Origin of the sequence: Pseudomonas sp. FH4 (assembly GCF_000510915.2) — a bacterium.
Taxonomy (GTDB): domain Bacteria; phylum Pseudomonadota; class Gammaproteobacteria; order Pseudomonadales; family Pseudomonadaceae; genus Aquipseudomonas; species Aquipseudomonas brenneri.
On sequence record NZ_AOHN01000013.1, the window covers coordinates 247,193 to 272,180 of the forward strand.

General features: G+C 57.3%; 31 protein-coding genes. 14 read left to right on the forward strand and 17 right to left on the reverse strand.

The annotated features are described in order from the left end of the window. Positions 1 to 49 precede the first annotated feature (49 nt). Entirely contained in the window at positions 50 to 349 is a 300-nt protein-coding gene (locus H097_RS09775) for a DUF3144 domain-containing protein (protein WP_032859386.1), read from the forward strand. A 92-nt stretch (positions 350 to 441) separates the two neighbouring features. Here the strand turns inward: H097_RS09775 and H097_RS09780 are convergent, their stop codons facing one another. The 5 genes from H097_RS09780 to H097_RS09795 form a co-directional block, all read right to left on the reverse strand. Then, a complete protein-coding gene (locus H097_RS09780; protein WP_032859387.1) occupies positions 442 to 981 on the reverse strand; it encodes an ATPase AAA in 540 nt (179 codons plus the stop codon). A gap of 65 nt (positions 982 to 1,046) precedes the next feature. Further along, on the reverse strand, positions 1,047 to 1,673 hold the full coding sequence (locus tag H097_RS09785; protein WP_032859389.1) for a glutathione S-transferase: 627 nt from the start codon (positions 1,671 to 1,673) through the stop codon (positions 1,047 to 1,049). 69 nt (positions 1,674 to 1,742) lie between these two features. Further along, positions 1,743 to 1,910, reverse strand: coding sequence for a DUF2986 domain-containing protein (locus H097_RS27640; RefSeq protein WP_065942521.1), 168 nt, complete (start codon positions 1,908 to 1,910; stop codon positions 1,743 to 1,745). A 55-nt stretch (positions 1,911 to 1,965) separates the two neighbouring features. Next, on the reverse strand, positions 1,966 to 2,652 hold the full coding sequence (locus H097_RS09790; RefSeq protein ID WP_032859391.1) for an MOSC domain-containing protein: 687 nt from the start codon (positions 2,650 to 2,652) through the stop codon (positions 1,966 to 1,968). Then, entirely contained in the window at positions 2,649 to 3,218 is a 570-nt protein-coding gene (locus H097_RS09795) for a MarR family winged helix-turn-helix transcriptional regulator (RefSeq protein ID WP_032859393.1), read from the reverse strand. The genes H097_RS09790 and H097_RS09795 overlap by 4 nt, the downstream gene beginning before the upstream one ends. A gap of 115 nt (positions 3,219 to 3,333) precedes the next feature. Here H097_RS09795 and H097_RS09800 point away from each other — a divergent pair, with 115 nt between their 5' ends. From H097_RS09800 to H097_RS09810, 3 genes are read left to right on the forward strand one after another with little or no spacing between them, the layout of a single operon-like run. Beyond that, positions 3,334 to 3,564 (forward strand): thioredoxin, encoded by a 231-nt coding sequence (locus H097_RS09800; RefSeq protein ID WP_032859394.1) that lies wholly within the window; start codon positions 3,334 to 3,336, stop codon positions 3,562 to 3,564. A gap of 25 nt (positions 3,565 to 3,589) precedes the next feature. After that, a complete protein-coding gene (locus tag H097_RS09805; protein ID WP_032859395.1) occupies positions 3,590 to 3,850 on the forward strand; it encodes a Rho-binding antiterminator in 261 nt (86 codons plus the stop codon). A 10-nt stretch (positions 3,851 to 3,860) separates the two neighbouring features. Beyond that, positions 3,861 to 4,094: a hypothetical protein gene (locus H097_RS09810; RefSeq protein WP_032859396.1), complete on the forward strand. Its 234-nt coding sequence runs from the start codon at positions 3,861 to 3,863 to the stop codon at positions 4,092 to 4,094. 151 nt (positions 4,095 to 4,245) lie between these two features. Here the strand turns inward: H097_RS09810 and H097_RS09815 are convergent, their stop codons facing one another. The 4 genes from H097_RS09815 to H097_RS09830 all read right to left on the reverse strand — a co-directional run bounded on the left by H097_RS09815 (position 4,246) and on the right by H097_RS09830 (position 8,199). After that, positions 4,246 to 5,244 carry an NADP-dependent oxidoreductase gene (locus H097_RS09815; RefSeq protein WP_032859397.1) on the reverse strand — a complete coding sequence of 333 codons (999 nt, stop codon included), beginning with the start codon at positions 5,242 to 5,244 and terminating at the stop codon, positions 4,246 to 4,248. A gap of 76 nt (positions 5,245 to 5,320) precedes the next feature. Then, positions 5,321 to 6,190, reverse strand: coding sequence for an alpha/beta hydrolase (locus tag H097_RS09820; RefSeq protein ID WP_050593324.1), 870 nt, complete (start codon positions 6,188 to 6,190; stop codon positions 5,321 to 5,323). A 47-nt stretch (positions 6,191 to 6,237) separates the two neighbouring features. Beyond that, positions 6,238 to 7,026 (reverse strand): SDR family oxidoreductase, encoded by a 789-nt coding sequence (locus tag H097_RS09825; RefSeq protein WP_032859399.1) that lies wholly within the window; start codon positions 7,024 to 7,026, stop codon positions 6,238 to 6,240. 72 nt (positions 7,027 to 7,098) lie between these two features. After that, positions 7,099 to 8,199, reverse strand: coding sequence for an alkene reductase (locus tag H097_RS09830; RefSeq protein ID WP_032859401.1), 1,101 nt, complete (start codon positions 8,197 to 8,199; stop codon positions 7,099 to 7,101). A 145-nt stretch (positions 8,200 to 8,344) separates the two neighbouring features. Here H097_RS09830 and H097_RS09835 point away from each other — a divergent pair, with 145 nt between their 5' ends. Beyond that, entirely contained in the window at positions 8,345 to 8,920 is a 576-nt protein-coding gene (locus tag H097_RS09835) for a TetR family transcriptional regulator (RefSeq protein ID WP_032859402.1), read from the forward strand. A 93-nt stretch (positions 8,921 to 9,013) separates the two neighbouring features. On the opposite strand, the gene H097_RS27645 is transcribed toward H097_RS09835, so the two are convergent. Then, the gene (locus H097_RS27645) at positions 9,014 to 10,156 is read right to left on the reverse strand and encodes a pentapeptide repeat-containing protein (protein WP_082445550.1); all 1,143 of its coding nucleotides are present in this window, start codon (positions 10,154 to 10,156) and stop codon (positions 9,014 to 9,016) included. A gap of 226 nt (positions 10,157 to 10,382) precedes the next feature. Here H097_RS27645 and H097_RS09840 point away from each other — a divergent pair, with 226 nt between their 5' ends. Then, the gene (locus tag H097_RS09840) at positions 10,383 to 10,793 is read left to right on the forward strand and encodes a VOC family protein (RefSeq protein WP_032859404.1); all 411 of its coding nucleotides are present in this window, start codon (positions 10,383 to 10,385) and stop codon (positions 10,791 to 10,793) included. Between the two features lie 87 nt (positions 10,794 to 10,880). Further along, complete coding sequence (locus H097_RS09845; protein WP_032859406.1) at positions 10,881 to 11,873, forward strand: transposase; 993 nt, start codon at positions 10,881 to 10,883, stop codon at positions 11,871 to 11,873. A 240-nt stretch (positions 11,874 to 12,113) separates the two neighbouring features. Here the strand turns inward: H097_RS09845 and H097_RS09850 are convergent, their stop codons facing one another. Both H097_RS09850 and H097_RS09855 read right to left on the reverse strand, forming a co-directional pair. Continuing rightward, the gene (locus tag H097_RS09850; RefSeq protein ID WP_032859407.1) at positions 12,114 to 12,908 is read right to left on the reverse strand and encodes an aminoglycoside phosphotransferase family protein; all 795 of its coding nucleotides are present in this window, start codon (positions 12,906 to 12,908) and stop codon (positions 12,114 to 12,116) included. Positions 12,909 to 13,096: 188 nt separating this feature from the next. Next, positions 13,097 to 14,029 (reverse strand): LysR family transcriptional regulator, encoded by a 933-nt coding sequence (locus H097_RS09855; protein ID WP_032859409.1) that lies wholly within the window; start codon positions 14,027 to 14,029, stop codon positions 13,097 to 13,099. A gap of 109 nt (positions 14,030 to 14,138) precedes the next feature. Between H097_RS09855 and H097_RS09860 the strand changes: the two genes are divergently transcribed. The 3 genes from H097_RS09860 to H097_RS09870 are packed head-to-tail and all read left to right on the forward strand — an operon-like array spanning position 14,139 to position 16,483. Next, positions 14,139 to 15,224 carry a TauD/TfdA family dioxygenase gene (locus H097_RS09860; RefSeq protein WP_032859410.1) on the forward strand — a complete coding sequence of 362 codons (1,086 nt, stop codon included), beginning with the start codon at positions 14,139 to 14,141 and terminating at the stop codon, positions 15,222 to 15,224. 4 nt (positions 15,225 to 15,228) lie between these two features. Next, a complete protein-coding gene (locus H097_RS09865; RefSeq protein WP_032859412.1) occupies positions 15,229 to 15,987 on the forward strand; it encodes a TSUP family transporter in 759 nt (252 codons plus the stop codon). Positions 15,988 to 16,003: 16 nt separating this feature from the next. Next, positions 16,004 to 16,483, forward strand: a complete 480-nt coding sequence (locus H097_RS09870; protein WP_016964635.1) for a YbaK/prolyl-tRNA synthetase associated domain-containing protein — start codon at positions 16,004 to 16,006, stop codon at positions 16,481 to 16,483. A gap of 74 nt (positions 16,484 to 16,557) precedes the next feature. Here H097_RS09870 and H097_RS09875 read toward each other — a convergent pair whose 3' ends face one another. Next, complete coding sequence (locus H097_RS09875) at positions 16,558 to 17,088, reverse strand: hypothetical protein (RefSeq protein WP_032859415.1); 531 nt, start codon at positions 17,086 to 17,088, stop codon at positions 16,558 to 16,560. Positions 17,089 to 17,138: 50 nt separating this feature from the next. Further along, entirely contained in the window at positions 17,139 to 17,579 is a 441-nt protein-coding gene (locus tag H097_RS09880; protein ID WP_032859416.1) for a PACE efflux transporter, read from the reverse strand. 115 nt (positions 17,580 to 17,694) lie between these two features. Between H097_RS09880 and H097_RS09885 the strand changes: the two genes are divergently transcribed. Continuing rightward, on the forward strand, positions 17,695 to 18,585 hold the full coding sequence (locus tag H097_RS09885; RefSeq protein WP_032859418.1) for a LysR substrate-binding domain-containing protein: 891 nt from the start codon (positions 17,695 to 17,697) through the stop codon (positions 18,583 to 18,585). A gap of 114 nt (positions 18,586 to 18,699) precedes the next feature. Here the strand turns inward: H097_RS09885 and H097_RS09890 are convergent, their stop codons facing one another. After that, positions 18,700 to 20,190, reverse strand: a complete 1,491-nt coding sequence (locus H097_RS09890; protein WP_032859420.1) for a DUF1254 domain-containing protein — start codon at positions 20,188 to 20,190, stop codon at positions 18,700 to 18,702. 19 nt (positions 20,191 to 20,209) lie between these two features. Further along, a complete protein-coding gene (locus H097_RS09895; protein WP_139115635.1) occupies positions 20,210 to 21,673 on the reverse strand; it encodes a DUF1254 domain-containing protein in 1,464 nt (487 codons plus the stop codon). 423 nt (positions 21,674 to 22,096) lie between these two features. Here H097_RS09895 and H097_RS09900 point away from each other — a divergent pair, with 423 nt between their 5' ends. The 3 genes from H097_RS09900 (at position 22,097) to H097_RS09910 (ending at position 23,703) form a co-directional block, all read left to right on the forward strand. After that, positions 22,097 to 22,507: an ASCH domain-containing protein gene (locus H097_RS09900; RefSeq protein ID WP_032859422.1), complete on the forward strand. Its 411-nt coding sequence runs from the start codon at positions 22,097 to 22,099 to the stop codon at positions 22,505 to 22,507. A 188-nt stretch (positions 22,508 to 22,695) separates the two neighbouring features. Further along, positions 22,696 to 23,265: a DJ-1/PfpI family protein gene (locus H097_RS09905; RefSeq protein WP_032859423.1), complete on the forward strand. Its 570-nt coding sequence runs from the start codon at positions 22,696 to 22,698 to the stop codon at positions 23,263 to 23,265. A gap of 204 nt (positions 23,266 to 23,469) precedes the next feature. Next, positions 23,470 to 23,703 (forward strand): hypothetical protein, encoded by a 234-nt coding sequence (locus H097_RS09910; RefSeq protein WP_032859424.1) that lies wholly within the window; start codon positions 23,470 to 23,472, stop codon positions 23,701 to 23,703. Positions 23,704 to 23,787: 84 nt separating this feature from the next. Here H097_RS09910 and chrA read toward each other — a convergent pair whose 3' ends face one another. Further along, positions 23,788 to 24,984 carry a chromate efflux transporter gene (chrA, locus tag H097_RS09915; RefSeq protein WP_032859426.1) on the reverse strand — a complete coding sequence of 399 codons (1,197 nt, stop codon included), beginning with the start codon at positions 24,982 to 24,984 and terminating at the stop codon, positions 23,788 to 23,790. Between the last annotated feature and the right edge of the window lie 4 nt (positions 24,985 to 24,988).

The following is a 24,988-nucleotide window of genomic DNA, read 5'->3' on the forward strand; positions in this document are numbered from 1 at the left end:
CTTCCTCAGAAATGCTCCAATACGCCATCCTCCAACCCAGGTGCCCCGCATGCCAGACGCTACAGACCAAGCCTTCTACGACCGCGCGGATGCGCATATCGAGCTGTCGAACGAACAACTGAAAATCCTCGAAAACCTTGGCCAGGTCAGTGCTTCGATGATGTTCGGCACCACCCGTTTCAATGCCTGGGCGAGTGCGCGCAACTTCAAGTCCGGTGCCGAAATGGCGGAGGCGCGCGAAGCGATGTTGAAGTACTTCTGTGAGCAGTACCGGATGATGCTGGAAGATAATCTTGATGATCACATCAACAACTTCAGCCAGTACATGACGGCCCCGAAACCGCAGTGATCCCTGTGGGAGCTGTCGAGCCCCGGCGAGGCTGCGATAGCGGTAGGTCAGGCCACATCAATGCTGGCAATGCCGCCGCCAGTGCAGCCTCACTAGCGCTCGATCGCGCCGATACCTGATACGGACAGACTGTCGAGAAACTCCGCCACCTGCTGGTTACCGCGCAAATGCACCGTAGGAATCTGCGGCCCCACCGCCAGGCGCATCGCCTCGATACCCGGCCGGTAGCCGCGATCAAAGTTCCACACAAAATCCAGAAAGGTCAGGAACTCCCGGTCGAGCTTATCGGTACAGCCCACCGGCCGGTCCGCGCGAGGGCGTTTCAGGGCGCTGCGAATAAGGACCCGGGTGAAGCAGGTCAGGCGCGGTGTATCCAGCCAGACGATCAGGTCGGCACGGGGCAGGCGCAGGTCGAAGGTGCGGCGGGCGTAGTTGCCTTCACACACCCAGGTGTCCGACGCCACGGCTTCGCGGACCCGGGTGCGAAACTGTTCGGCGTCGGTCTCGACCCAGTTGGGTTCCCAGAACAGCGTGTCCAGGTGCACAACGGGCAGGCCGAGGCGCTCGCCAATGGCGCGGGCGAGGGTGGATTTGCCGCTGCCGGCGTTGCCCAGAATGACAATCCGTTGCATGGAGACGTCCTGAAAAAAGCCGGCAATTATGCCGGCTTCAGAAGGGGAGTCAAACGCCCGGCGATTTACTTGGCAAACGCATATTCCCCGCCCTGTTCCAGCGCCTTGCGATACGCCGGGCGGTCCTGGAACCGCCGCACCCACGCCGCCAGGTTCGGGTATGCCTGCAACTTGCCCTGGGCCTTGGCGATTTCGCCAATAAAGCTCATCTGGATATCTGCGCCGCTCAGCTCATCGCCCAACAGGTAGGGCGACTGCGCCAGGGCGTTATCCAGGTAACCCAGGTAGTTGGCCAGTTCCGACTCGATCCGTGGATGCAACGGCGCGCCGGCCTCACCCAGGCGGCCGACGTACAGGTTGAGCATCAGCGGCAGCATCGCCGAGCCTTCGGCGAAGTGCAGCCATTGCACATAAGTGTCGTAGGCAGCGGTGGCCGGGTCTGGTTGCAGGCGGCCCTGGCCATGGCGACGGATCAGGTAGTCGACAATGGCGCCGGACTCGATCACCACGCGCGGGCCATCCTCAAGCACCGGCGATTTGCCCAGCGCGTTGATCGCCTTGAGCTCCGGTGGCGCGAGGTTGGTCTTTGGGTCGCGCTGGTAGCACTTGAGCGCGTAGGGCAGGCCGAGTTCTTCGAGCAGCCAGAGGATGCGCTGCGAACGTGAGTTGTTGAGGTGGTGAACAATCATCATGGGAAGCTCCGCCGGGCGAGAGTGGGGTGTCTGATAGCAGACTGCTGCGCCGGCGTAGAGTGCCCTGAATCAGTTGGGCGTGTCAGGGGAAATCGTTGCGTCCGGCGCGGGTTGTGCTTCCAGCTTCAAACGATCGGCCTTGCTGATGTACTTGTCTTTGCTTTTGGGGGCCAGTTTGGCATTGGCCTTTTGGGCGTTTTTTTTCAAAATCTGATTGAGTTTCTTACGACGGTTCATGCTTTCTACTCAGCGCGTTGATGCGGGGATGATATCAGCTCCTATAGGGGGGCGCTCAGCCTTGCAGGCGCGGCCCCCAGTCCTCGGTCATGCCTTTTTCCAGGCGCCGTTCCAGCGTACGCCGCCATGATGGCACCAACGGCAGCGCCAGGCATTCGCGCAACAGCTCGGTCTCCACTCGCTTGTCGAACAGCACGGCGGACAAGCGTGCCAGTGACCAGTCGGCAAAGGGCCGTTCGACCAGTTGCAGGCGATCGCCCGCGCTCACCACGCCTTCCTCCAGCACCCGGTAGTACCAGCCGGTGCGGCCCGACTGCTGCACGCGCAAGGCCAGGTTGGCCACGGCGAAGCGGTCGCTGAGCTTCCAGCACGGCATGCGTCCCTGGGACACCTCAAGCAATGCCGTCCCCGCCTGAATACGATCGCCCAGGCACACGTCATGCTCGCTCCAGCCGGTGGTACTGAAGTTCTCGCCAAAGGCCCCCGGCTGCATCAGCAAGGGATGAGCGCCCAATTCGTCGGCCCAGCGGGCGTAGTGCTCAAGCGGGTAGTGGTGAATGGCTTTTTCCACTCCGCCATGCACGCGCAAGTCGCCCTGTTCGTCGCCGTGAAGGCCCAGGGTTGCGACCTTCAGTTGGCCGTGTCGCGGCTGTTTGTCGATGGCGCTTTGGGTGCCTGGGCGGGTGAAAGGCTGCGCGCGGCCGGTGAGCAGGGTGTCGAGGCAAATAGTGGGCAGGCTCATGCAGGGACCTCCGGTGTTTGATGTTCACGACAGATCAATGCGGCATCGCTCGGCGCCAGGGGCTCCTGGGTCAGGCCGCAAAACGGCTGGTTATTAACCTGCTGATGGAAGCGACAGGTGCTGCACAGACCGAAACTGGGCACATCCGCGCTGCGCTGCACTTCGCGCAGCAACTCGCCCAGCAGTGTCTCCAGTTGCAGGCCGCGCACGCCCATCCGCGCCTCACCTGCGGCGAGGAAGTGCGGTGGCAACAACGCGTCCAGCAGGCTGCGCGCGGTGTCCGTCAACTGCAGGTGAACGCTGCGCTTGTCGTGCGCATCCTGGGTCTTGACGATCAGCCCCTTGGCCTCCAGCGCCTTGAGCGACTGCGACACCGTGCCTTTGGTCAGGCCCAGGTAGTCCGTCACGCCCAACGGCGTATTGGAGTAGCGGTTGCAGCGTGCCAGGTACATCAGCGCGCTCAACTGGATGGGTTGCAATTCGGCCAGCAGCGGGTGCTGGCGGAACCAGATGCGGCTGAGGCTGGCGAGCCTTTCAAGCAGATCAAAAAGGGTGGTGTCGGACATAAGTCGCTCCTGTCGACACATAGTATCGACTAAATACTATATTGACAAACGCCAAAATGCGCGCAATTCTTGTTTAGGTATCGATTCGATACTAATTGAATGAAGGAGACTCAAAATGTCCACTGCACGCTTCTACCATGCCGGCTGCTCTGTCTGTGTTTCTGCCGAACAGACCCTGCTCAACCTGCTGGACCCGGCACTCAAGGTCGAGGTCGTCCACCTTGGCGAACAACCCCAGCGCATCGCCGAAGCCGAACTGGTCGGGGTCAAGTCGGTCCCGGCGTTTGTTCACGACGGCCAGGTGCTGCACCTGAATTTTGGTGCCTCCATTGACGATCTGAAGTAAGGCGCTGCCAGCCAGGAGAACCACCATGAACGCGTATCAGCCCCTGAACTGCGATGTGCACGATTACCTGGAGATCGCCTGCCTGCACGGCTACCGCCTGCAGGTTGAACTGATCGACGGGCGCAGCTACGCAGCCAGGGCGCTGACTACGCGTACCGCGACAAGCAAGGAAGAGTTTCTCGTACTGTGCAGCGACAGCGGCCAGTTCGAGGTGCGTCTTGACCAATTGCTGGCCATTACCCCGCTCGACGATAATGCCCGTTTCGGCCGTATCGAGCTGACATAGAGAGAACAGGATGAATAGATACCGACTGATGGTTAGCCGCAACAACCGGCTGGCAGGGCATTTCGAATCCGCCACCCCCTGGGCGCTCGACGCCGTGCAAGACATCGCACGCTGCCTGGCGGATGCCGGTTACGACATTGAGTTCCAGGTCGCCGATGGCGAGCGCCGGCTGCTTGAAAGCGGCCCGGAAGGGGTTCGGGTGCTGCACAGCGAACCGATCTTCAAGAAGGCCGTCTTGCCCTAGGTGGCAAGGCCACGGACAAATCGATCCGGCCGGCGGTATTGGCCTGAGCCCGATGCACGCCATTCGGGTTCACTGCTGACCTCTGGTTCAGGCGCTGGAATGTGATGCTTGACGGCATGTACGTTATCGACGGACATTTTTTGGCGTGCGTTTATTTGATTGTTAAGGTGACTTTGCCTTTTGATCTACCCTGCTCGACGTATCGCAACGCCTCAGCAGTCGATTCAAAGGGGAAGGAACGATCGATGACCGGTTTGATGACGCCCGCTTCGATAAGCGAGGTGATTTTTTGCAGTTGTATCCCGTCGGCACGCATAAACAAAAATGCATAGCTCACCCCATGCTTGCGGGCTTTTCTACGAATACCGCTGCTCAGCAGGCGCATGACTTGCCTGAGCATCCAGGACAAGCCTTGCTCCTTTGCGAACGCTGCTGTCGGTGGCCCAGAGAGGGAAATGAGCTGTCCGTCGGGCTTGAGAACCTCGACTGATTTCATCAGTACATCGTTGCCCAGGCTGTTCAACACCACGTCGAAGTCGTGTAATTGGCTTGTAAAATCTTGCTTCTTGTAGTCGATGACCACATCCGCCCCGAGCGCCTTCACCCATTCGACATTCGCCGTGCTGGTGGTCGTTGCAACGAAGGCGCCGAGGTGTTTGGCGAGCTGGATGGCAAACGTGCCGACACCGCCAGATCCGGCATGAATCAACACCTTCTGGCCTTTTTTCACCTGGGCGGTCTCAACCAGCGCCTGCCAGGCCGTCAAGGCGGCCAAGGGGACGGATGCCGCTTGGGCCATGTCAAGGTTCGAGGGTTTGAGCGCGAGTGCGTTTTCGTTCACGGCGATCAGTTCGGCAAACGTCCCGATCCGATCCTCGGGAGGGCGTGCATAGACTTCGTCGCCCGGCTTGAATCGTTTCACCGCCGCACCAGTGCTAACGACCACTCCGGCGAGGTCATTGCCCAATACCAATGGAAAGGTATAGGGCAGGATCAGTTTGAATTCCCCGGTTCTGATCTTCGAGTCCAACGGATTGACGCTCGTTGCATGCACCTGGACCAGAACGTCATGCACACCGACCGCAGGGTCGGGCACTTCGCCAATCATTCCGTTTTGCTTGCCGTAGCGGTCGATAAAAAATGCCTTCATGTTGCAGTTGCTCTTGTCGGTTGAATGAGAAAGGGGCGCGCCCCGGCAACGTTGATGCGATGAGGCATTCAAGCTGTCAGGCGCCGAGGAACGCCAAAGCCTTGGCCACGAAATCGGTAGGGTACTGAAAAATACTGCCGTGCCCGGCGTCCTGATAAAGGATCAGTTGCGCGTTGGGGATTCGCTTTGCCAGCTCAAGCGAGTTGACCGTAGGCACCATGATGTCGTTGTCCCCGTTGGCGATCAGCGTCGGCATCTGTAGGCGACCGAGCGCTTGCGGCGCCTGTTTGCCCCACGCCGTAATGGCTTTCAATTGCCGTAAAAACGCACGGGGTGTCGGACCTTTGTCCCGGTCTTGGCGGCGCTCTTTCAATCGTTGCAAATACTCAGACGCGGCGCGTTGCCCGTTGGCCGTGCGGGTAAAGAATAGATAGAATTTTGGATCGCGTAGCGTCAGCAGCCCCTTGATCATTAACGGCCAGGTCACCGAGCCGACGTTGTCGATGCCTGCGCCGCCGGCCGGCCCGGTGCCGGTGAGGATCAGCCGGTGCACGCGTTCGGGCGCTTTCAGGGCGATGTCTTGAACGACGAAGCCTCCGAGTGAAAAGCCGAGCAGGTCAACCTTGTCCAAACCCAGCGCACGAATAAAGCCGATGCCATCGTCAGCCATCTCACCGACAGTCAACGGCGCGGCGCCACCCGAGCCACCGATACCGCGGTAATCGGTGATGATGACGCGCCGGTTTTTTGCCAGGCCGTCAATGATCCTGGGGTCAAAGTTATCCAGCACTGCCCCCCAATGGTTGAACATGACCAGCGGGACCCCCTCCCTGGGGCCTAGGTCACGATAGGCGAACGGTATCCCGCCAATCAGAATCGACTGGTTCGCCGCGTTGATAAATGACGGCTGCGGCCCAGGGTGATGTCTTGCAGCTATAAACGTCATGTTTATTCTGTCCGCTTGCGAGGTGAGGCTGACCTGCTCGACATGAGTCAGGCTTGAGTCAAATAGCGTTGCGCCACGGCGGACTGCCTGATTTGCGACAAAAGCCCCTGACGTGCGGTTTGCAGGGCATCCCAGCGCTCGCCTTCTTGCAGCGCAGGAATGGTCACTGGTTCGCGACGGTCGAAGCCGAGCAGGGCGGCATCGACCAGATCACCCACTTCCATGATTTCGCTCAAGGTATTGATGTCGATACCGGCGCGATCCCAGATCTCCGTGCGAGTGGCGGCCGGTAGTACGGCTTGTACATAAACACCCTGAGGTGAAAGCTCCAGGCTCAGGCCTTGGGAAAGGAACAGTACGAACGCCTTGGTCGCACCATAGACCGTCATGCCGAACTCAGGTGCCAGGCCCACCACCGAGCCGATGTTGATGATCGCGCCTTCACCTGCTTTGGCCAGGCGTGGCGCGATGGCGCTGGCCAGCCGCACCAGCGCGGTGGTGTTGAGGGCCACCAGTTGCGCAACGCTGTCGGTGCTTTGCTCGATGAAGGTGCCGGACTGTGCGGCACCGGCGTTGTTGACGAGGATGCCGATGCGCGCGTCATCGCGCAGGCGCGTTTCGACGGTGTGCAGGTCGCTGAGGTGAGTCAGGTCGGCCTGAAGCACTTCAATGGCGACGTTGTGTTCGCCACGCAACTTCGCCGCGAGCGCTTCCAGGCGCGAGTGGTCGCGGGCGACCAACACCAGATCGTGCCCGCGTTGGGCGAAACGCTCGGCGTAAACTGCGCCGATGCCAGTGGAAGCGCCAGTGATGAAAACGATAGGGCGAGTAGTCATGATGTCAGCTCTTTGCCAGGAACATGGATTGGGGTTGATACAGGAATAAAACCAGGCTCGATCAGCCAGTGCCTAGTTGGCGGCAGCCCCTGATTCGGCCAGCGTCGGGTAGTCGATGTATCCCGCCGCACCGCCGCCGTAGAGTGTCGAGGGGTCGAAGGCAGACAGTGGCGCACCGCTCTTGAGTCGCTCGACCAGATCAGGGTTGCCAATGAAGGGGCGACCGAAGGCGATCAGGTCGGCTTTGTCATGCGCAAGGCGTGCTGTGGCCAGGTCCAGGTCATAGCCGTTGTTGGCGATGTAGGTGTTCTTGAAGCGCTGGCGCAAGGCGTCGAAATCAAAGGGCGCCACGTCGCGTGGCCCACCGGTCGCACCTTCGACAACGTGCAGATAAACGATGTCCAGAGCATTGAGTTGGTCGACGATGTAATCGAACTGAGCCTGTGGATCACTGCTCGATACACCATTGGCCGGCGAGACAGGCGAAAGACGAATGCCCGTGCGATCAGCACCAATCTCGGCGGTCACGGCGGCCGTCACTTCCAGCAGTAGGCGCGCACGGTTTGCGATCGAGCCACCGTAGACATCCGTACGCAGGTTGGCGCCGTCCTTGATGAACTGATCCAGCAAATAGCCGTTTGCACCGTGGATTTCCACGCCGTCAAAGCCTGCCGCAATAGCGTTTGCTGCCGCTTGGCGGAAATCGTTGACGATGCCCGGCAGTTCGTCAGCGTCCAGTGCTCGCGGCTCGGAAGCGTCCTCGAAGCGATTGTTGACGAACACCTTGGTCGCGGGACGAAGCGCGGAAGGGGCTACCGGCGACGCGCCTTGCGGTTGCAAATCCACGTGAGAAACACGGCCCACATGCCACAGCTGTAGGAAAATTTTCCCACCCTTGGCGTGCACGGCATCGGTGACCTTGCGCCATCCTTCTATTTGAGCCGCTGTGTAAATGCCTGGGGTGTCCTGATAACCCTGTCCCTGCTGCGAGATTTGCGAGGCTTCGGAAATGAGCAAACCCGCACTGGCCCGCTGGCTGTAATAGGCAGCGGCAAATTCACTGGGCACAAAGCCTGTGCCTGCGCGATTGCGCGTCAATGGCGCGAGAACCGCGCGGTTTGACAGCGGCAGGGCGCCAAGTGTGTAAGGGGTAAACAGATTCAGGTCGCTCATGGGTGTTTATTCCGTGCCGGGAGTAAGTGGGCATATCGCTGGTATTTAGGATGATGATCGAAATCTAAACTGTCAACAACTTTGATTATGATCAACATCTATGTATGATCGGCCGATGAATTTCAGCGGTAGAGGGGTATCGAACATGCGAGTGTCCAAGGCTCAGGCCCAGGCAAATCGGGAGCACATCGTCGAAACGGCCTCAGTTGTGTTTCGCGAGCGCGGTTTTGATGGTGTCGGCGTGGCCGACCTGATGGCCACCGCCGGGTTCACCCATGGCGGTTTCTACAAACATTTCGGTTCGAAGGCTGACCTGATGGCCGAAGCCTCGGCCAACAGTCTTGCGCAGTCATTGGCCTGCGCCCAAGCAATGAGCGTGAAGGATTTCATTGATGTGTACGTGTCCAGGGATCATCGCGACGGTCGCTCCACGGGTTGCACCATGGCGGCGTTGTGCGGTGACGCGGCGCGTCAGTCGGGCGATTTGAAATCGGCATTCGCTGAAGGCATCGAGCGCACGTTGCAAACACTCGGCGAAAAATACCCGACCGGGCCGGATGCTGCGCCGGGTGAGGCGAGGGTGAAAATGATCGACCTACTGGCGCGCGCGGTCGGCGCGATCATGCTATCGCGCGCCTGCCCTGACGACTCGGCGCTGGCCGATGAAATTCTGGTGGAGTGTCACGCGCAAATGACCGCATCATTATCGATTCAGTCGTAGGTTCGTTTCGTAAAAGGAAATAGAGGGTTGTCAGCACAAGGTGTGCTGACTGGCTTCATTTCGTCTTTGGCCGATAGCTGCCGCCCAATACATCTAAACCGAAGTAGCCTCATCCACTGCCGGAGTTTTATCAGCATTAGAAGCATGGAAAGCAAATTGGACCTCTGCTTTCTTTGGATGCTTTATCAGCCCCTCTGAAGGACCGTCAGATGTGAATAGATTAGACAATACCGTGAGCAACGCCCCTAATATGACATAACCGAACAAAACGTGAGTTATTACTAGCGCCTGAGATAGCCAGTTTGATTTATTGGCAGCAATATCTCCGTAGCCAAGAGTGGTCATGGTGACGACAGAGAAATACAAGCTCTGAACTAGAGTTAAATCGTTTCCCGCATCCCCCGATGTTGATGCAGGTATTAGCCAGTAAATGAGTGCATAGAACAAGCACACGATCAGGAATGATATTAATACCTGTCGTGGAGATCTACCATAATCCGATGCCATCCAGAACAATTTAACTAGGAGGCTTTTTATTTTTCCGTTTTTCTCATGCCAGGCAGCCCAGTTATGCCTACGGTTACAGTACTGAAGCGTTTGACGAAGGCCAGCAGAGTAACAGGCGCTTTCAAAGCTTACTGTTCTAAAGTCTGTTTTATTTGAAACATTTGCAAGATGAAAATAAGTTCCAGTTGTAAATTTTGCATTGGAAAAATTTGTCCCGCACAGATTGAATCTCAACTCCCCCTCTAGAAGTGGATTTCTTCCACCGCCTTGGAATTGTGCATCCGAGAGGTCTGCCGCATAGAAGCTACAATCTTGAAATCTAGAGTTGGAGAAGTTGGCTAAAATTAAACGGCTTCCTTGAAAGCTTGCTTCATCGAAATTGCAAATTTCGAAGGAAGTATTGGCCAGTTGCGCGCGGTCAAAAATAGATCCTTTAAATATAGATCCAGTCGCATTGATACCGGTCATTTCGGCATTCAAGAAAATGCAATCGGACATATTGACACCTTCTAACGTTGCACCCTTTAGGTTGGCGTCACAAAAAGTTGCGCCTTTGCCATCGGCATTTATGAAGGTGGCGCCAATAATTTTTATGCCTTCAAGATTCGACTCTCGCAAATCGATAGTTTCTTTGGTTTTAGATGCGTAATCGTTCCATTCTGAAAAGTCTTCTTTTTTGGAGCACTCTATTATTAATTTATATTGTTCTGGGTTGAAAGTCTTATTCATAGTCTATTTATGGCTTCTGCGTTAACTTGCAGTTACTGATGTCATGATGATGGCGCAAATCCAGAACATACGTCAAATTGAGGTTCATCTTAGGCATGGAACATGCTCGCGTCTCACACTGATCGTTCGCAACCCTCCTCGAATGACCGCAGCGGGTCGATTGTGTTGAAAAAGTCGACGTTGGTATGCTCACCCCCTCTCATCGACTTGTTTTGGATAGGTGCTCATGTTGACTGGCTTGAATCACCTTACGTTGGCGACTGCGAACCTTCCTCGCAGTATCGAATTTTATGTGGGGCTACTCGGTTTTAGGCTGGCTGCTCGCTGGGAAACGGGGGCCTATCTTACCCTTGGCGATCTCTGGCTTTGTTTGTCTTTCGATGAGAACTGTGCATCGAAAAAACACCCTGATTACACTCACTATGCGTTTTCGGTGGGGCAGGACGATTTTGAAGGAGTAACTGTTTGCTTGCGGTTACGGAACGTTATCGAGTGGAAAACCAATTCGAGCGAGGGTGACTCGTTTTATTTCTCAGACCCCGACGGGCACCGACTGGAAGTGCATGTCGGCAGTCTGGCTTCGCGGCTTGAGCAATGTCGGCGCCATCCATACGCAGGTATGGAGTTCTTTGACTGACAGTTTTCGATCGATTTATTGAGCAAGTAGCTCTCCTACCGGGCTTGCGGCAAAATATACACATCGGCCAGCGGGAGCGTACGCAGCATGATGGGACAGTTATCGAGTGGGCAGGATCGACTGTTTTACTCGTTCAACCTTGAAGATCACATCCCCGCCAATCACCTTCTGCGTAGCATTGATCGGTGTCTCGACCTGAGCGACTTGCGCCATTACCTCGCCGATTTTTACAGCCCGATTGGGCGTCCGTCGATTGATCCCGAACTGATGATCCGCATGCTGATCGTGGGCTATTGCTACGGCATTCGCTCAGAGCGTCGGCTGTGCGAAGAGGCCCATTTGAACCTGGCGTATCGCTGGTTCTGCCGGTTGAGCCTTGAAGATGAAGTCCCCAATCACTCGACCTTTTCCAAAAATAGACACGGACGTTTTCGGGACAGCGATCTGTTTCGCTGGCTGTTCAATGAAGTGCTGCGTCGTTGCATGGGCGCCGGCCTGGTCAAGGGCGAAGGCTTTGCCGTGGACGCCAGCATCATCAAGGCGGATGCCAGTTGGCAGCGCGGTGTACCGGGTGATGAGCCGGTCAACTGGAGCGATCCGGCCCTGAGCACCCGCGCCGTGCGTGAGTATCTTGAGGCCCTCGATGAAGAGGCCGAGGAATACCGCTGCCCAGCCGGCAACGTATTACGCAGCGAATGGCGAGCCTTCAAGAACGAGCGTTCGAACGTCACCAAAGCCAGCACCATCATCTTCCGCTCCCGGCAAACCGACTGCGCGAACTGCCCGATGAAAGCCAAGTGCTGCCCGAACACTACGTTTCGCAAGATTGCTCGCAGCGTCCATGAAGCCGCTCGGGATGTGGCTCGGCGCATCGCCGCGACGCCGGAGTACGTGCGCTCTCGCCACGAACGTAAGAAGGTCGAAATGTTGTTTGCCCACCTCAAGCGCATCCTGAAATTGGATCGCTTACGACTACGTGGCATGAGTGGCGCGACCGATGAGTTCACGCTGGCCGCCGCGGTGCAGAACCTGCGACGGCTGGCCAAATTTACATCTCAAGGGCCACCGGTCACGGGATAGGTGCGCCTGCACCAAGCAAAAAACCTCAAACCAACCCAATAACAGAGCAGCAAAGGTCAACGAAGGGCCGAGAAACCACTCAATGTGGTGAGTAGGTTCTCCGGTGGTAGCCGTGCCTGAGTTCAGGCGAACTGAAAATCCGACTTTTTCAACACAATCGGCCAGAGGCAGCCGTCATCAAACAACTGCACTCACCCAAAACGGACAGAAAATTACTCTGACAGGCCCCTACCGTAAAACTCACAAACCCAGCGCCAACGTTGCAAGCTTCGCCACCTCAAGCGGGGTAGTCGGGTCAATGTCGTCTTCGAGCATCCAGGCTGCTGACAAGCCGGTCCACGCGAGCACCCATTGCAATAACCTGCGGTGATCAATGTCGCCGGCCTGTCTCACGATTTCGATCCGACGCGCGAAGCAACCCGGCGCCAAAGCGCTTTGGCTATCGGGATTGCAGAAAATATTCGCGAAATCAAAACCGCGCTCACCGTACAGTCCCTTAGGGTCGATAGCGAGCCAGCCCTTAGGGCCGAAGTCCAATACATTGGCGTGGTGGATGTCACCATGCAGTACCCCGACGTCGCGCGGGGCATCCAGGAGTTCGCGAGCGGTTTTTGCAGATTGCTCAAAGACTCCTCGGTGGGTTGCCGCTGCGCCCCATAGGGCTTCGAACCGTTGCAGCAGTGGAACTAAAGCAGGAGCCGGTTTTGTACGTGGCGTGTGAAGGCGGCCGGCCACAGCACAAAGAATGCGAGTAGCCTCATCATCCTGGCCGCCGTTCACCATGTGCATGAGTGAGCGCGCGCCGCTCGCGCGTTCCATCAGCAAGGCTTCGCCATCCTGCGCCAACACGGGCGCTGCTCCCTGACCGTCCCACCAAGCCATGAGCCGATTGCCCGCTTGCTCTTCTGGCTCTTGCGAGATTTTGAGCATGGCTGGCGTGCCGTGGTAGCGAACAGGAAGTAGATTGCCATTCAGCGAGGTGAAAGCATCACCGTCGATGGTCAGCTCCCATCGTTTCAAATATTGATCAAACATAAAGGCATCAACTTTTCGCTTTGTCTGGAGCAATCATTATGAAGGCTTGAGGCATAAGACTGAATGTCGGCTTTATCCTCGGCGGAGCATCTTGCCGATGCTCGCCTGCGGTAGCCGAGGGTGGGTTTTCGCGTATTAGCGTCTGATCAATTGCCAAGTGAGCGGACAGGGCGGAACGACCCGTAACCTCATATTAGTGCTGAGCCGCGTTTACATTCCAGGCTTTCACCTAAGCCACGGATCATCTCCATCAATGCCTTCACCCGCAGCGGCAAATTTCCGGCCGGGTACACCGCGTGCATCTGTGGGCTCTCACCGCTACTGGAGGTGAGCTTGTACTCAGGACAAACCCGGAACAGGCGGCCCGCTTCCACTTCGGGCTCCGCCATCCAATCCGCCAAGCGGGCGATCCCGACGCCCGCCAGGGCTGCCTGGAATACCGCCAGACCGGAGCTGAAACGGAATTTTGGGTGAACCCGAAAGCTGATGGCCTGCTCCTCACTGCGAAAATTCCACTCCTTGAGAATCCGCGGCGCCGTATGCAGGATCAGCGAATGCGCCTCCAGTGCCTCGATGGAGTCGGGCATGCCGTTGCGCTCCAGGTAGCCGGGGCTGGCATACAGATAACGTGAGTAACTCCAGAGCGCAAAGCCGATCAAGTCGCTGGATTGTGGAAACGCGCCGCGAATCGAGAAGTCCAGCTTGCTCTTGGCCGGGTCGATGATCTCATCGGTGAAGATCACATCGATGTTAACGTCTGGATAACGCTCGCAGTATTGCGCGATCAACCGGGGCAATACCCCGTGTCCGAGAAACTCGGGGGCGGAAAAACGGATCCAGCCGGAGGCCAGGCCGCTGAGACCGGCCAGGTCTTCATCCACCTCGCGTTGCAGTTCGAGCATTTTGTACGCGTGGGGCAATAAGCATTCACCCGCTTCGGTCAAGCTCACGGCATTGGACGAGCGATTGAATAACTTGAGCCCCACACTTTCCTCCAGGGCTTGAACGACACGGGTCAGCGCACTGGGGGAGCGCCCCAGAGTCCGTGCCGCGACGACGAAGCTGCGCTTGCGAGCCACGGTCGCGAAGGCTTCAAGTTCCCCCAACATATTCAATGCCATTCTCCACCTCATTGCACTTTTCACAACGCGGCATTGCAACACAAAAACGGCCCTTCCGTTAACCTTCCCGTTCAACCCACAAGGATGGGGCAAACAGGAGCGCAAGGACGTGTCGAAACTGGATGAAGTAATCGGGAAAGCCGCAACGGGTGTTGATGAAGTAGTTCATGAATGGCTGGAAAAAAAATCAGTGACTTCGACCCGACGGGAGATACCGCAAATTCATCTGTCGCTCGAAGAACAACGCACACTTCAGGCCGGTCTGGCATCGCTGGACGTGACCGATAGCGCCTCGGGTATCCGCCACATGCCGGCCCTGGGGCTGTTGCTGGAAAGTGCCCTGTGCACCGAGAAAATCCAGCAGCTACGCAATTTTCCACAGGCCCCTGAAGTGGCGATGATCGTCAGGGGGCTGCCGCTGGACCCGCAACTGCCGGCCACGCCCTATGACCTGGAGCCGGGTATCGAGAACTTGTCGATTCTGGCCGGGGCTATTTTGTCCGTGCTGCAAACTTTGCAAACCCGTCCGCTGGCGTACGAGGGTGAAAGCAGCGACACAGTGTTCCGTCACGTATCGCCCAAGCACAAGCGAGAGACCGAAAAGAGCTCCTATGGCTCGCGCGCGGATCTGGACATGCATGTCGACAATCCTCACCTGCCTTTGACCTGCGAACCCGTCTCGCAGTTGTCGGCCTGTCCGGAGTACCTGTCCCTGACCGGCCTGCGCTGCGAGCTCGACGTGCCGACGCGCATCGTCGCCATTGACGAGGTGCTGGCGATTCTGCCGGCCTACGTCGAAGAAGAATTGTCACGACCGAACTTCACCGTTCGCCGACCGGCCTCCTTCGGCAAACAGGGGAATGTGCTGGAAAACGTCCCCTTGCTGTACAGAAGCGCAACCGATGGCCTGTATTGCCGCTACAACAAAGCGAGTGTCGAAGCGACCTCGGCCAATGCGCGGTTTGCCCTCCAACTGTTCGCCGCCGTCGCCAATCATCCCGATGTCGTGCACCACATACTGCTGCAGCCAGGGGACATGCTGATCTTCAAGAACCAGCAAACCCTGCATGCCCGGGATGGTTTTACACCCCGCTACGATGGCCGTGATCGCTGGATGTTGCGTGTCTTCGGGGTCAATGATCCGGCACGCGTGGTGCCGCTGGACCCTCATCAACCCTACATAGTCAGAGCCTGATTTCATGGTCGATATTGTCATCCTTTGCGTGTTCGCCTTCGCCGCCGGCCTGATCGATGCGGCGGTGGGCGGCGGCGGACTGATCCAGATTCCCGCGCTATTCAACGTGCTACCCAGCGCTCAACCGGCGGCGCTGCTGGGTACCAATAAGGTCGCGGCCGCCTGCGGCACGGCATTCGCGGCCCGGTCCTTCGTGCGCAAGGTGGTGATCGACTGGGGGCTTGTGATCCCTGCCGCCTGCGCGGCTTTTGTCATGGCTTTCTTCGGCGCCGCCACGGTGTCGTTCGTACCCCAGTCGATGATCCGGCCGGCGGTGCTGGTGTTGATTGTACTGATGGCGATCTACACCTTCTGGAAAAAGGATTTCGGCGCCCTGCACAAACCCATGCGCATCGGGACCAAGGAAAAACTGCTGGCGATCGTCATCGGCGGTGCCATCGGTTTCTACGATGGTCTGTTCGGTCCCGGCACTGGCAGCTTCCTGATCTTCCTGTTTATCCGCTGCTTCGCCTTCGACTTTCTTCATGCCTCGGCATCGGCCAAACTCGTGAACATCGCGACCAACGTCGCGGCACTGATGTTCTTCATTCCGACGGGTAACGTGCTCTACCTGATCGCAATCCCCATGGCGGCATTCAACATCCTGGGCGCGCTCACTGGCACCTGGCTGGCGGTTCACAAAGGCGTGCCTTTTGTCCGGGCTCTATTCCTGGTGTTACTGGTGATTCTGATCAGCAAACTGTCCTACGACCTGCTCCTGTAAACCTGAGGAAAACTACATGCATCCCATGTTCGATCGCCTCGTGGCACTACTCGATGCCCGCTCAGCCTCCTACCGGGTGTTGATGCACGATGCCGAGGGCCAGTCGGCGCGCGTCGCCGAAATCCGTGGCACCGAGCCCGGCCAAGGTGCGAAGGCCATGCTTTGCTCCCTCAAGGGGCAGGCCGGACCCTATGCACTGGTGATACTGCCGGGCGACCAGAAGCTGGACATGAAGAAAGTCGGAGCAGCCCTGGGCGGGAAAAAAGCCGAACTGGTGAAGGCCGAAACCGCCATGGAACTGACCGGGTGCCGGATCGGCGCCATCCCTCCTTTTGTTTTCGATGAGCGGATTCAATTGATCGTCGATCCGGCCTTGACCACGGGCTACGCTGAAATAGCCTTCAACGCGGGGCGCCTGGATGCGTCGATGGTGCTCGATACGCAGGATTACCTGGCGATTGCCATGCCTCGATTGCTGGATATCAGCCAGGCCTGAGCAGGCGTTTTCACATACGTGTCTAGTCCTGAGGTCCGCAATCGGCCAAACGCATCCGTTTACATCGATAGGGGTCATGCAGCAACGTAGACAAGAACCGGCTGGAGGCAAGTGAGCGGCGGTGCCGAATCAAGCATGTCGGTAGACTCACACCAGGGATAGCTGCGACCTTGAAGCCAATCCATTATCTTGCGCATATGCTGGGAAGGGCACTCCAACATGTGTTCGATAGTAATGGACAGTTGAATGGCCAGGCCGCTTTGCGGTGAAAAGACCCAATGATATTCCCCGCAGCCTACACGCAACTCTCCAGTCGCTTTTGTTGACATGCCAACCAGCCATTTGCACTTATGAACATTTGCCTCGGGCTCTGGAGGGGCACCGAAGCAGAATGTATAAACGTTCTCATATTGCAGGCTAAAGCTGCGTACGAGTACTTCAGCAATAGCTTCGCGCCCTTGGACGTTGGGAGGAAACAGGATGGTGTTTGTCTGCACTAGCACGTTAAGCGTTGCGTCTGGGCTGAAAGCATGTTGCAACAGGTCAGGCCGATTTCCGTCCTTGCCGAAGATGTAGCTCTCAATCGCTTTGCTGGCATTTTTCATGCACAAATCCTAGTGCTGTCACAGGTTGGCTAATCGGGATTGCGCGCGGATTATGGGTTAACCGAAACTTCCCCCTGCGCGGACTTTGGTACATCAAACACTTTATCGAAGACCCACTGAAACGCCAGCGCGTAAAAGAAGAAGAAAACGAACAGCCCCAGATCGGTGACCAGTGCAGCCCACCAAGAAATCTCCAGCCACCATGCCACCAGTGGTACCAAGAGTAGAACTAACCCGCCCTCAAAACCCAGTGAGTGGAGTAAACGTCTGCCCAACGTGCGAGTACGCTGTGGCTGATGCGCTTCCCAGCATTCAAAAGCGTAGTTAAACAGCACGTTCCACAGCAGCGCGCATACAGATAACATCAACGACAGCGCACCCGCATGGGCCAGGCCTTCGTCGTATATCAACGAGATGCTGGGCGATAGCACCGCAACAGCGATTGATTCATAGAGGATGGCTTGAAGAATTTTTCGCGAAGGTCCTTGCATGGTGTTTTCCCAAGGGTGGGTAGATCGAATACCTGCGACGGTATCGCTGCGTACACACCAAGAAAAATGAGATAAATTGAATGCTCATCAATTCAATTCATCTAGGGAACGATGCGTGTTTTCCACTCTTGCGCTTAACGCGCTGCGCACCTTCGAGTCGGCTGCGCGACTGGGTAGTTTTAAAGCGGCAGCTGAGGAGCTATCTGTCACCCCCGCGGCCATTTCCCACCAGGTCAAGGCGCTGGAAGCCCGCCTCGGAGCGATGCTGTTCAAGCGGACTGGACAAGGTGTGGCATTGACCGAAGAGGGCGAGTTGCTCTATCGCCAGACTCATCGCGCCTTATTAGACATTCGCCGCAGCCTGGAGGCTTTCTATCCGGACACTGTTCCCCAAACCCTGACCATTTCCACTACGCCGGGCTTGGCGGCAGCCTGGCTGATTCCACGGCTGGGTGGTTTCTATCGGAGCTTTCCACACGTCAATGTGCGGGTCGATACCCGTAACGAACTAGTCGATCTGCTGCGTGATTCCAGCATCGATCTTGCTATTCGCTCGGTCAGCCGCGATGACCCGAAGTTGTTCTGTCAGGCGCTAATGAACGAGCAATTCTCGGTTTACGGCGCCCCAGGTCTGGTGGCCTCGCTGAATGTAAATCAGATCGAACTGATCAACCTGCACTGGAAAATCCCGGGAGCATTTTCAATCAACTGGGAAAGCTGGTGCGCGGCTGCAGAATGCCAGGCCTGGCTCGAAACGGCGCAGATGCGTGAGTTCGACGATGAGCATTTTGCTTTGAGCGCTGCGATTGCGGGTCATGGGCTGGTGCTGGCAAGCAATGTACTGGTAGCCGACAGCCTCAGGGATGGAGAATTAGTGGCCTATAGACCAGAAGTAAGCCTGCCTGGTCCGCGTTACGTTGCGGTGTGCGTGCCAGGACGGGAGCGGCAGGTGCATGTGAGTGCGTTCATGATGTGGCTGGCAGGTGCCGCTCTACAGGATGGGTGACGATACTTGTTTGCTGCTCCTTGCGACAGGCAGTAATCGACCCAAAGCTGTCGGTCAAGAACGCCGAAGACATGAATGCATTCATGCACTCATGTCGTTCAGACGCAGTTCAGATCATTGCTTGATCAAATCCCCCGGTTTCCATGCCTTGTCGAAGAACGCCTTGGTCGGGCCATATAACCGCAGAATCACGAAGTAGCCTTCGCCCGGCAGGGTTTTGATCCAGTTTTTGCCGGCGCCCGGTGAGTTCGGGCCGAAATGCACATCGATCGAGCCGTCGGCGTTGGTGACGGGCTTATCCATGGTGTTCAGCGACGGGAACGGCTGGCCGTTATCCAGGCCTGATGCAGTGATCGAGTCATACGCCGTCACCGACCAGAACAATGCCGCCGGAATGCCTTTGGGCAGGTTCAGCGAGTAGCTGTTGCTGCCGGACAGGAATTGGCCTTTGGCATCGACGAAGGTGGCCGGGTACTTGGCACCGACGTTTTCCATGTTCACCGCCATGCCCGGGCTGGCCGAGTAGGCATTGGTGAAAAAACCGGTGCGCGGGTCGATGTAATTGAAGGTGTCGGCGGTGAACGTCGCATTGCCGGGGAATACGTTCAACCACTTGCGATCCGGATACCAGGTGCCATTGGCGACAATGGTTTGCGGCGTGTAGGAAATGGCATGGCCGATCTTGCTGGCGGTTTTCGCTGCCTTGTCGAGCAGGTCGCGGGTGGCTGGCTCCGGTTTGAACGGTTTGCCTTTAACGATACCCAGAGCGGCGAGCATGCCGCGCATTTCCATGTCTTGCGGGTCAACGTATTCGTGATCGATGAACCGCGACAGCATGTCGAACGCACTGCCGTCGGAGGGGTAGAGCATGTTGACTGGAGTTTTCGAGGCGTTGGGGAATTCCATCGCTTTGGCCGTGGCCTGTTTGCCCAGTGGATAGATGCGCGTCTGCTCCATGACTGCGACCGGTGCCTCCAGTTGTTTCGGGTCCTTGAAGAATCCGCGCCAGAACACGAACACACCGTAAGTGCGCGAGCGGTAAGTCAGGTAGCCCGGCGGTACCTCGCCCTTGTAGTCCGGTGGCAGCACCAGATACTTGGCACCCTTGCCTTTGTCCGGTCCCGGCAGCCCGACATCACCACACCATTGGCGACCTTCGATCTGGCCCTCGGAGCAGATCGGCCGTTGGAAGAAGTCATCGAGAATGCCCTGCAAGCCTGGCGGGACTTCGATCACCATCGGGCCGTCCTGCTTGAGATCCAGATAGCCCATGGCATAGATCACGTCGGAATTGGGCGTGGTGACGCGGGTCTTGGCGTTGAGGCGGTCCTTCCAGATCGGCAGCACGTTGTAGCCGGCACCGAAGGCTTTTTCCGAACCTTCTTTCATGGCGTACATGTTCAACGCCGGCAGTGCCCAGATGTACGACTGCACGGCACGCTGGAAAAGCAATTCGTTTTGCAGTTGCGCCACGCCCTCCAGTGTTGGATAGCCGCCGGCAAAAGGCAGATCGGCCAACTGTTCATAGTGCGTGGCCGCCTGGGCGCTGAGGCTGATCGAGATGGCCAGGCCCGTTGCAGTCAGTGATTTTGCAAATGTGCTCATCGCGAACGTCCTGTTCTGGTCAATTGGTTTTCAGTACGGCTGGGGGCACCCACTGGCCATTCAGCGCGGCCGGTTCAGGCCAGTAGGCGCGGATGTACAGCGAGAAATCAGCACCTTGGGGCGTCGGCAGCCAATTGCTTTCCTTGTCCTTGCCCGGTGATTCGCTCTGCACGTAAATCGTCAACGAACCATCGGCATTGGCCTGCAGTGATTTGTTCTTGGTGCCGATCGAATAGCGCTTAAGGTCATTCGGGGAAAAGAAGTGCTGCTCGTTGTACAGGGTCAGCGACCAGAAGCCTTTAACCGGCGGCAGTTGCCCCTTGGCAAAGGTTACGGAGTAGCTGTTCTGCCCATTGAGACGCGTACCGGACTTGTCCAAGTCCTGATAGAAGTATTTGGTCTCTTTCTGTTGGTTGACGAAAATATTCGAGCGCGCCACGGCGGTACGGCTGAAGTAGTCGGTGCCAAACGCTGCACCGTTGCTGATGGTGCTCCAGTGATCCGGCAGTTGTAGGCCATAGTTGCGGAACTGCAACAGCGGATCGATCACTTCGCTGTCGGCTTTTTTCGCTTCATCGATCATCGCCGCTTTCAGTTGCGGATCAGCCTTGGCGATGGCCGCGAGGGTGGCCATCTGCGCGTAGCGGGCTTCTTCGCCCGGCAACGGTTTGGCGTCCTTGAGTAGCGCCGGCAACTCGTCGAAGAATTTCTCCGGCATCACCCATTTGGTTTCGCCGCTGCCCGCCGCCTGCGCCGGGAATTTTGGCAGTTTCGCCCAGTCCCGGTGTTTGACCTTGCCGTCGTATTGCGACAACGGGTACATGTCCACGCCCGACAGCGACGCTTGAATGGCTGTGCGGTCGGCTGCGGTATCGTCCTGGAACACTCGGGGAATCACGAAGCCGGTGCTGGTACGTGCCCGAAAGACTTTGGTGATGCCCGCAGGCACCTTGCCATTCCAGTCAGGGCCAACCAGCAGATAGAAGCCGGGTTTGCTGCCGTACATCTTGCCGAGTTCGGCAAAGCTATCGGAGCGTAGATCCACCACCTGATACACCCAAAAACGGCTGCCGAAGTCCGGCACTTGCAGCACGACCGGTTCCAGATCCAGCGCGATGCTGCCCGCGCCGTACACCACATCCTGATTCGGGCATGCGACCAGCCGTTCCGCCGGATCAATGTAATCACTGAGCATCGACAGTCGATTGATCGGCGCGACCGGAACGATGCCACCCATCAAGCCCGGTTCGGGCAGGTCTTTGAAGGCCTGGCGACGGTTGAAAATATTGGCCATCGGCCAACCCCAGAAATACGCTTCACGCGCCATCATGCGCACATAGGGTTCGGTGACCTTGGTGCCGGCGACAGGCCCGGCAACGGAAGCTTCGCCAGCGTAGCTGGGTGGCACCAGCAGGGATGTGGTTGCCAGTGCACCGAGCAGCGTCAGTGCGAACAGGTTCAGGCGATGGGGCGATTGATTCATAAAAGCATCCTTACTTGCGGGATCACCTTTTGCTGGTGAGTCGCAGGAAAGATAGCTCAAGTTTGGTGGGGTGACGCTTGATCGGCTTGAACGTCAGCTTTTGGCCGGTTTCTGCCTTTTGTGGCGGGCTTCAATCGGCCAGAGGCAAGCATTCGAAAATTTTACGAAGCCGGGGGGCGTTCACTCATTCATAACGAACAGCCCGTTGGTCGGTCCGCTGCAGGCGGCGGTCGAACTCGATTGATGGTACCGAACTAATCATCCGCTCAAGGTTTTTTGGCTCGCCGATGAGGTCGCTTGCAGTATCTGGTCCGAAGAAGCGAGGTTGGATTAGAATAAAAAATTCTAGCAACTGAGTTTCGCAGAAGCCTTGATCATGACGATTTAGTGGGCGCCAATAATATGATTTAAGGGGGGTTGGTTGTGAATGCAGTTGATGATTTAAAGGTTAAGTATCCCGGAGCTATTGCATGGCAATTTGGGGATACTCCAGAAATGGCCGATGAGCTGGCTGAGCTTGTTGTTAATGGAATAAAAACAGCCGGGTGTAGTTCGCTCTCGTCATTCAAGCATGAAGAAGAACCACCAACTATTGGCGGTTACAGCATCATTCTCAACAGCAAGGGAGAGCCTGTATGTGTCATTAGAGTTATTTCGATGCGTATCATTCGTTACTGCGACGTAGATCAAGATCTTGCAAGGAAGGAAGGCGAAGGGGATCTCAGTCTTAGGTACTGGATGCAGGGTCATAAAAATTTTTTCCAAAGAGAGGGCTCGTTTGACGAGTCTATGGAGCTTGTGGCAGAAGAATTTGAGTTGATGGAAGTATTGTAAAAGACAAGGTTCTCAAACTAACTGTTTTTAGCATGTAAGTGTTTGGAGTGGCTTGTCTTTATCTAGTGGTAATGTTCGTTTTTGGCCGATCGCTGCCTGTCGCAAGGTGCTTCAATCGACCCAAAGCAACCCTTGATGTATGTTTGTTGCCGCCAAACGTTATTGGCATTCATGGAGGAGTCTGACTGATGGCACGTGTGGGATTGATACTGACCCCCGGTTTTGCGGACTGGGAATATGCGTTCATTGCTGGAACTGCGTCCCCGTTTTACGGGATCGATGTCAGGTTTTTCGCTTCTACTACGGGGCAGTTCTGCTCGCAGGGTGGATTGGCTGTAACGGTTGATTGCAGTTTGCAACAATGTTTGGACTGGAAACCGGACGTTGTTGTCGTCATTGGCGGAATGATCTGGGAAAGTGCAGAAGCACCGGATATTCGAGACTTTCTTCATGCCAGTCGTGCAAATGGAGCGACACTTGCCGGTATTTGTGGGGGAACGCTGGCACTTGCTAGGGCCGGGCTTCTCGACACGGTGCCTCATACCTCGAACAGCGCTGACTTCTTAAAGCAAAATGCCGTAGGTTATGAAGGGCGCACGCTTTATCGAAATAGCCCAGTCGCTGTGGTTGCAGACGGCATCATAACGGCTCCGGGCCCTGCACCTGTTAGCTTCACCTGCGCAGTGTTCAAAGGTGCCGGGCTATCTTCAGAGATCATTTCTCAGTTCAGGTCAATGTTGGCTGCGGAACATCGGTGACTGCTTCGTCTTGCAAAACAACCGATCCAGATGATGTGTTCGAGTGGCCACTCTTGGCCGAAAACTGCCCCCTCATCCCCATACCGGTCTACCATGCCACCCCGGCAGCGGCCAAGCGCGCTATCGGCCCCAAGTCCTCAAGGTATCGCCAATGACCACGCTATCGCGCAACACCCCATCCTTCATTTCATCCGAGGTGCCGCAATGAGCATCGACCAGATCAGCCTGCCCAAAGGTGTTGGCCCGCACGCTGCCAAATTGCTGGACGCGATCACCGGTGCCAGCACCCTTGAAGACTTGAACCGCGCGGGCGGTAAGGCTGAGGGTTTTGTGTTGGGGCTGGAGTCCAGCAAGGCCATCAAAAGCCAAATTGCCGAGTCGTTGTATGTGGCGTATGACGATGCGGCGAGTCATCGGGCGGGTGAGTTGAAGGGCTAGCCGGTGCAGGACGTTTCACGGTCGAGGCGTTTGGCTGTGTCGCTCAGTGGGTGGATGGCCAGCAAGGCGCTGCGGCTGTGCTTTTCACAGCGTCAGACTTAATAACCACCCCAGTCCGCCGCTTCCCACAACCACCAGCCACGGTGGCAGTTTCCAGAGCATCAGCGCCATCAGGGCGATTAACGCCAGGCCCAGGTCTTGTGCGGTGAATATCGCGCTGGTCCACACCGGCTGGTACAGCGCCGCCAGTAACAAACCCACCACCGCAGCGTTCACACCGGCCAGTGCGGCTTGTGTGCGGGGGCTTTGGCGTAGGTTTTCCCAGAAAGGCAAGACGCCGAATATCAGTAAAAACGACGGCGCGAAGATTGCCAGCAACGCGATCAGGCCACCCCACCAGGGGTTGATGGCGGCGCCGAGGAAGGCGGCGAAGCTGAACAGCGGGCCGGGTACGGCTTGGGCGGCGCCGTAGCCTGCGAGGAACAGGTCGTTGCTCACCCATTGGCGCGGTACCACTTCGGCTTGCAGCAGCGGCAGTACTACGTGGCCGCCGCCGAATACCAGCGAGCCGGTGCGGTAGAACGCGTCTATCAGGGCCAAGGCGAGGTTGGGTAGTGCTTGGGCGAGGAGCGGCAGGCCCACCAGTAATATCAGGAACAATGCCAGCCACATCGCGCCCATGGGACGGCGGATCGGGATTGGCAGGGGTTCGTGGGCGCCGCCGTATGCAGGTTTGAAGAGCAGCAGGCCAACTACGCCGGCGCTGGCAATGATGGCCACCTGGGCCCAGGTAAATGGAAGCAGCAGGGCGGCGGCGGTCGCCAGTAGCATCAGGCTGATGTGGCCCGCGCTGCGGCACAGGTTGCGCGCCATGCCCCACACCGCCTGGGCGACCACGGCCACGGCCACCACCTTGAGACCGTGCAGCGCGCCGGCCGGGATGGCCGAGCCGTGCTGGGTAAGGCCCAGGGCAAACAGACTCAGGAGCAAGGCCGACGGCAAGGTAAAACCGACCCAGGCCGCGACTGCGCCGCCGTAGCCCGCGCGTGCCAGGCCCAGAGCGATGCCGACCTGGCTGCTGGCCGGGCCGGGGAGGAACTGGCAGAGGGCGACCAGGTCTGCGTAACTGCGCTCGGTCAGCCAGCGGCGCCGGGTGACGAACTCGGCGTGAAAGTAACCCAGGTGCGCGACGGGGCCGCCGAAGGAGGTCAGGCCCAGGCGCAGGAAGATCAGGAAAACCGACCAGGTGCTGCTGCGGTGATCAGTGGGGGAATTGGCCACGAGT

Excerpts from the sequence above, each read along its gene's own strand:
- H097_RS09775 (WP_032859386.1), top strand. The coding sequence starts at position 50 with ATGCCAGACGCTACAGACCAAGCCTTCTACGACCGCGCGGATGCGCAT.
- H097_RS09780 (WP_032859387.1), bottom strand. The coding sequence starts at position 981 with ATGCAACGGATTGTCATTCTGGGCAACGCCGGCAGCGGCAAATCCACC.
- H097_RS09785 (WP_032859389.1), bottom strand. The coding sequence starts at position 1,673 with ATGATGATTGTTCACCACCTCAACAACTCACGTTCGCAGCGCATCCTC.
- H097_RS27640 (WP_065942521.1), bottom strand. The coding sequence starts at position 1,910 with ATGAACCGTCGTAAGAAACTCAATCAGATTTTGAAAAAAAACGCCCAA.
- H097_RS09790 (WP_032859391.1), bottom strand. The coding sequence starts at position 2,652 with ATGAGCCTGCCCACTATTTGCCTCGACACCCTGCTCACCGGCCGCGCG.
- H097_RS09795 (WP_032859393.1), bottom strand. The coding sequence starts at position 3,218 with ATGTCCGACACCACCCTTTTTGATCTGCTTGAAAGGCTCGCCAGCCTC.
- H097_RS09800 (WP_032859394.1), top strand. The coding sequence starts at position 3,334 with ATGTCCACTGCACGCTTCTACCATGCCGGCTGCTCTGTCTGTGTTTCT.
- H097_RS09805 (WP_032859395.1), top strand. The coding sequence starts at position 3,590 with ATGAACGCGTATCAGCCCCTGAACTGCGATGTGCACGATTACCTGGAG.
- H097_RS09810 (WP_032859396.1), top strand. The coding sequence starts at position 3,861 with ATGAATAGATACCGACTGATGGTTAGCCGCAACAACCGGCTGGCAGGG.
- H097_RS09815 (WP_032859397.1), bottom strand. The coding sequence starts at position 5,244 with ATGAAGGCATTTTTTATCGACCGCTACGGCAAGCAAAACGGAATGATT.
- H097_RS09820 (WP_050593324.1), bottom strand. The coding sequence starts at position 6,190 with ATGACGTTTATAGCTGCAAGACATCACCCTGGGCCGCAGCCGTCATTT.
- H097_RS09825 (WP_032859399.1), bottom strand. The coding sequence starts at position 7,026 with ATGACTACTCGCCCTATCGTTTTCATCACTGGCGCTTCCACTGGCATC.
- H097_RS09830 (WP_032859401.1), bottom strand. The coding sequence starts at position 8,199 with ATGAGCGACCTGAATCTGTTTACCCCTTACACACTTGGCGCCCTGCCG.
- H097_RS09835 (WP_032859402.1), top strand. The coding sequence starts at position 8,345 with ATGCGAGTGTCCAAGGCTCAGGCCCAGGCAAATCGGGAGCACATCGTC.
- H097_RS27645 (WP_082445550.1), bottom strand. The coding sequence starts at position 10,156 with ATGAATAAGACTTTCAACCCAGAACAATATAAATTAATAATAGAGTGC.
- H097_RS09840 (WP_032859404.1), top strand. The coding sequence starts at position 10,383 with ATGTTGACTGGCTTGAATCACCTTACGTTGGCGACTGCGAACCTTCCT.
- H097_RS09845 (WP_032859406.1), top strand. The coding sequence starts at position 10,881 with ATGATGGGACAGTTATCGAGTGGGCAGGATCGACTGTTTTACTCGTTC.
- H097_RS09850 (WP_032859407.1), bottom strand. The coding sequence starts at position 12,908 with ATGTTTGATCAATATTTGAAACGATGGGAGCTGACCATCGACGGTGAT.
- H097_RS09855 (WP_032859409.1), bottom strand. The coding sequence starts at position 14,029 with ATGGCATTGAATATGTTGGGGGAACTTGAAGCCTTCGCGACCGTGGCT.
- H097_RS09865 (WP_032859412.1), top strand. The coding sequence starts at position 15,229 with ATGGTCGATATTGTCATCCTTTGCGTGTTCGCCTTCGCCGCCGGCCTG.
- H097_RS09870 (WP_016964635.1), top strand. The coding sequence starts at position 16,004 with ATGCATCCCATGTTCGATCGCCTCGTGGCACTACTCGATGCCCGCTCA.
- H097_RS09875 (WP_032859415.1), bottom strand. The coding sequence starts at position 17,088 with ATGAAAAATGCCAGCAAAGCGATTGAGAGCTACATCTTCGGCAAGGAC.
- H097_RS09880 (WP_032859416.1), bottom strand. The coding sequence starts at position 17,579 with ATGCAAGGACCTTCGCGAAAAATTCTTCAAGCCATCCTCTATGAATCA.
- H097_RS09890 (WP_032859420.1), bottom strand. The coding sequence starts at position 20,190 with ATGAGCACATTTGCAAAATCACTGACTGCAACGGGCCTGGCCATCTCG.
- H097_RS09895 (WP_139115635.1), bottom strand. The coding sequence starts at position 21,673 with ATGAATCAATCGCCCCATCGCCTGAACCTGTTCGCACTGACGCTGCTC.
- H097_RS09905 (WP_032859423.1), top strand. The coding sequence starts at position 22,696 with ATGGCACGTGTGGGATTGATACTGACCCCCGGTTTTGCGGACTGGGAA.
- H097_RS09910 (WP_032859424.1), top strand. The coding sequence starts at position 23,470 with ATGAGCATCGACCAGATCAGCCTGCCCAAAGGTGTTGGCCCGCACGCT.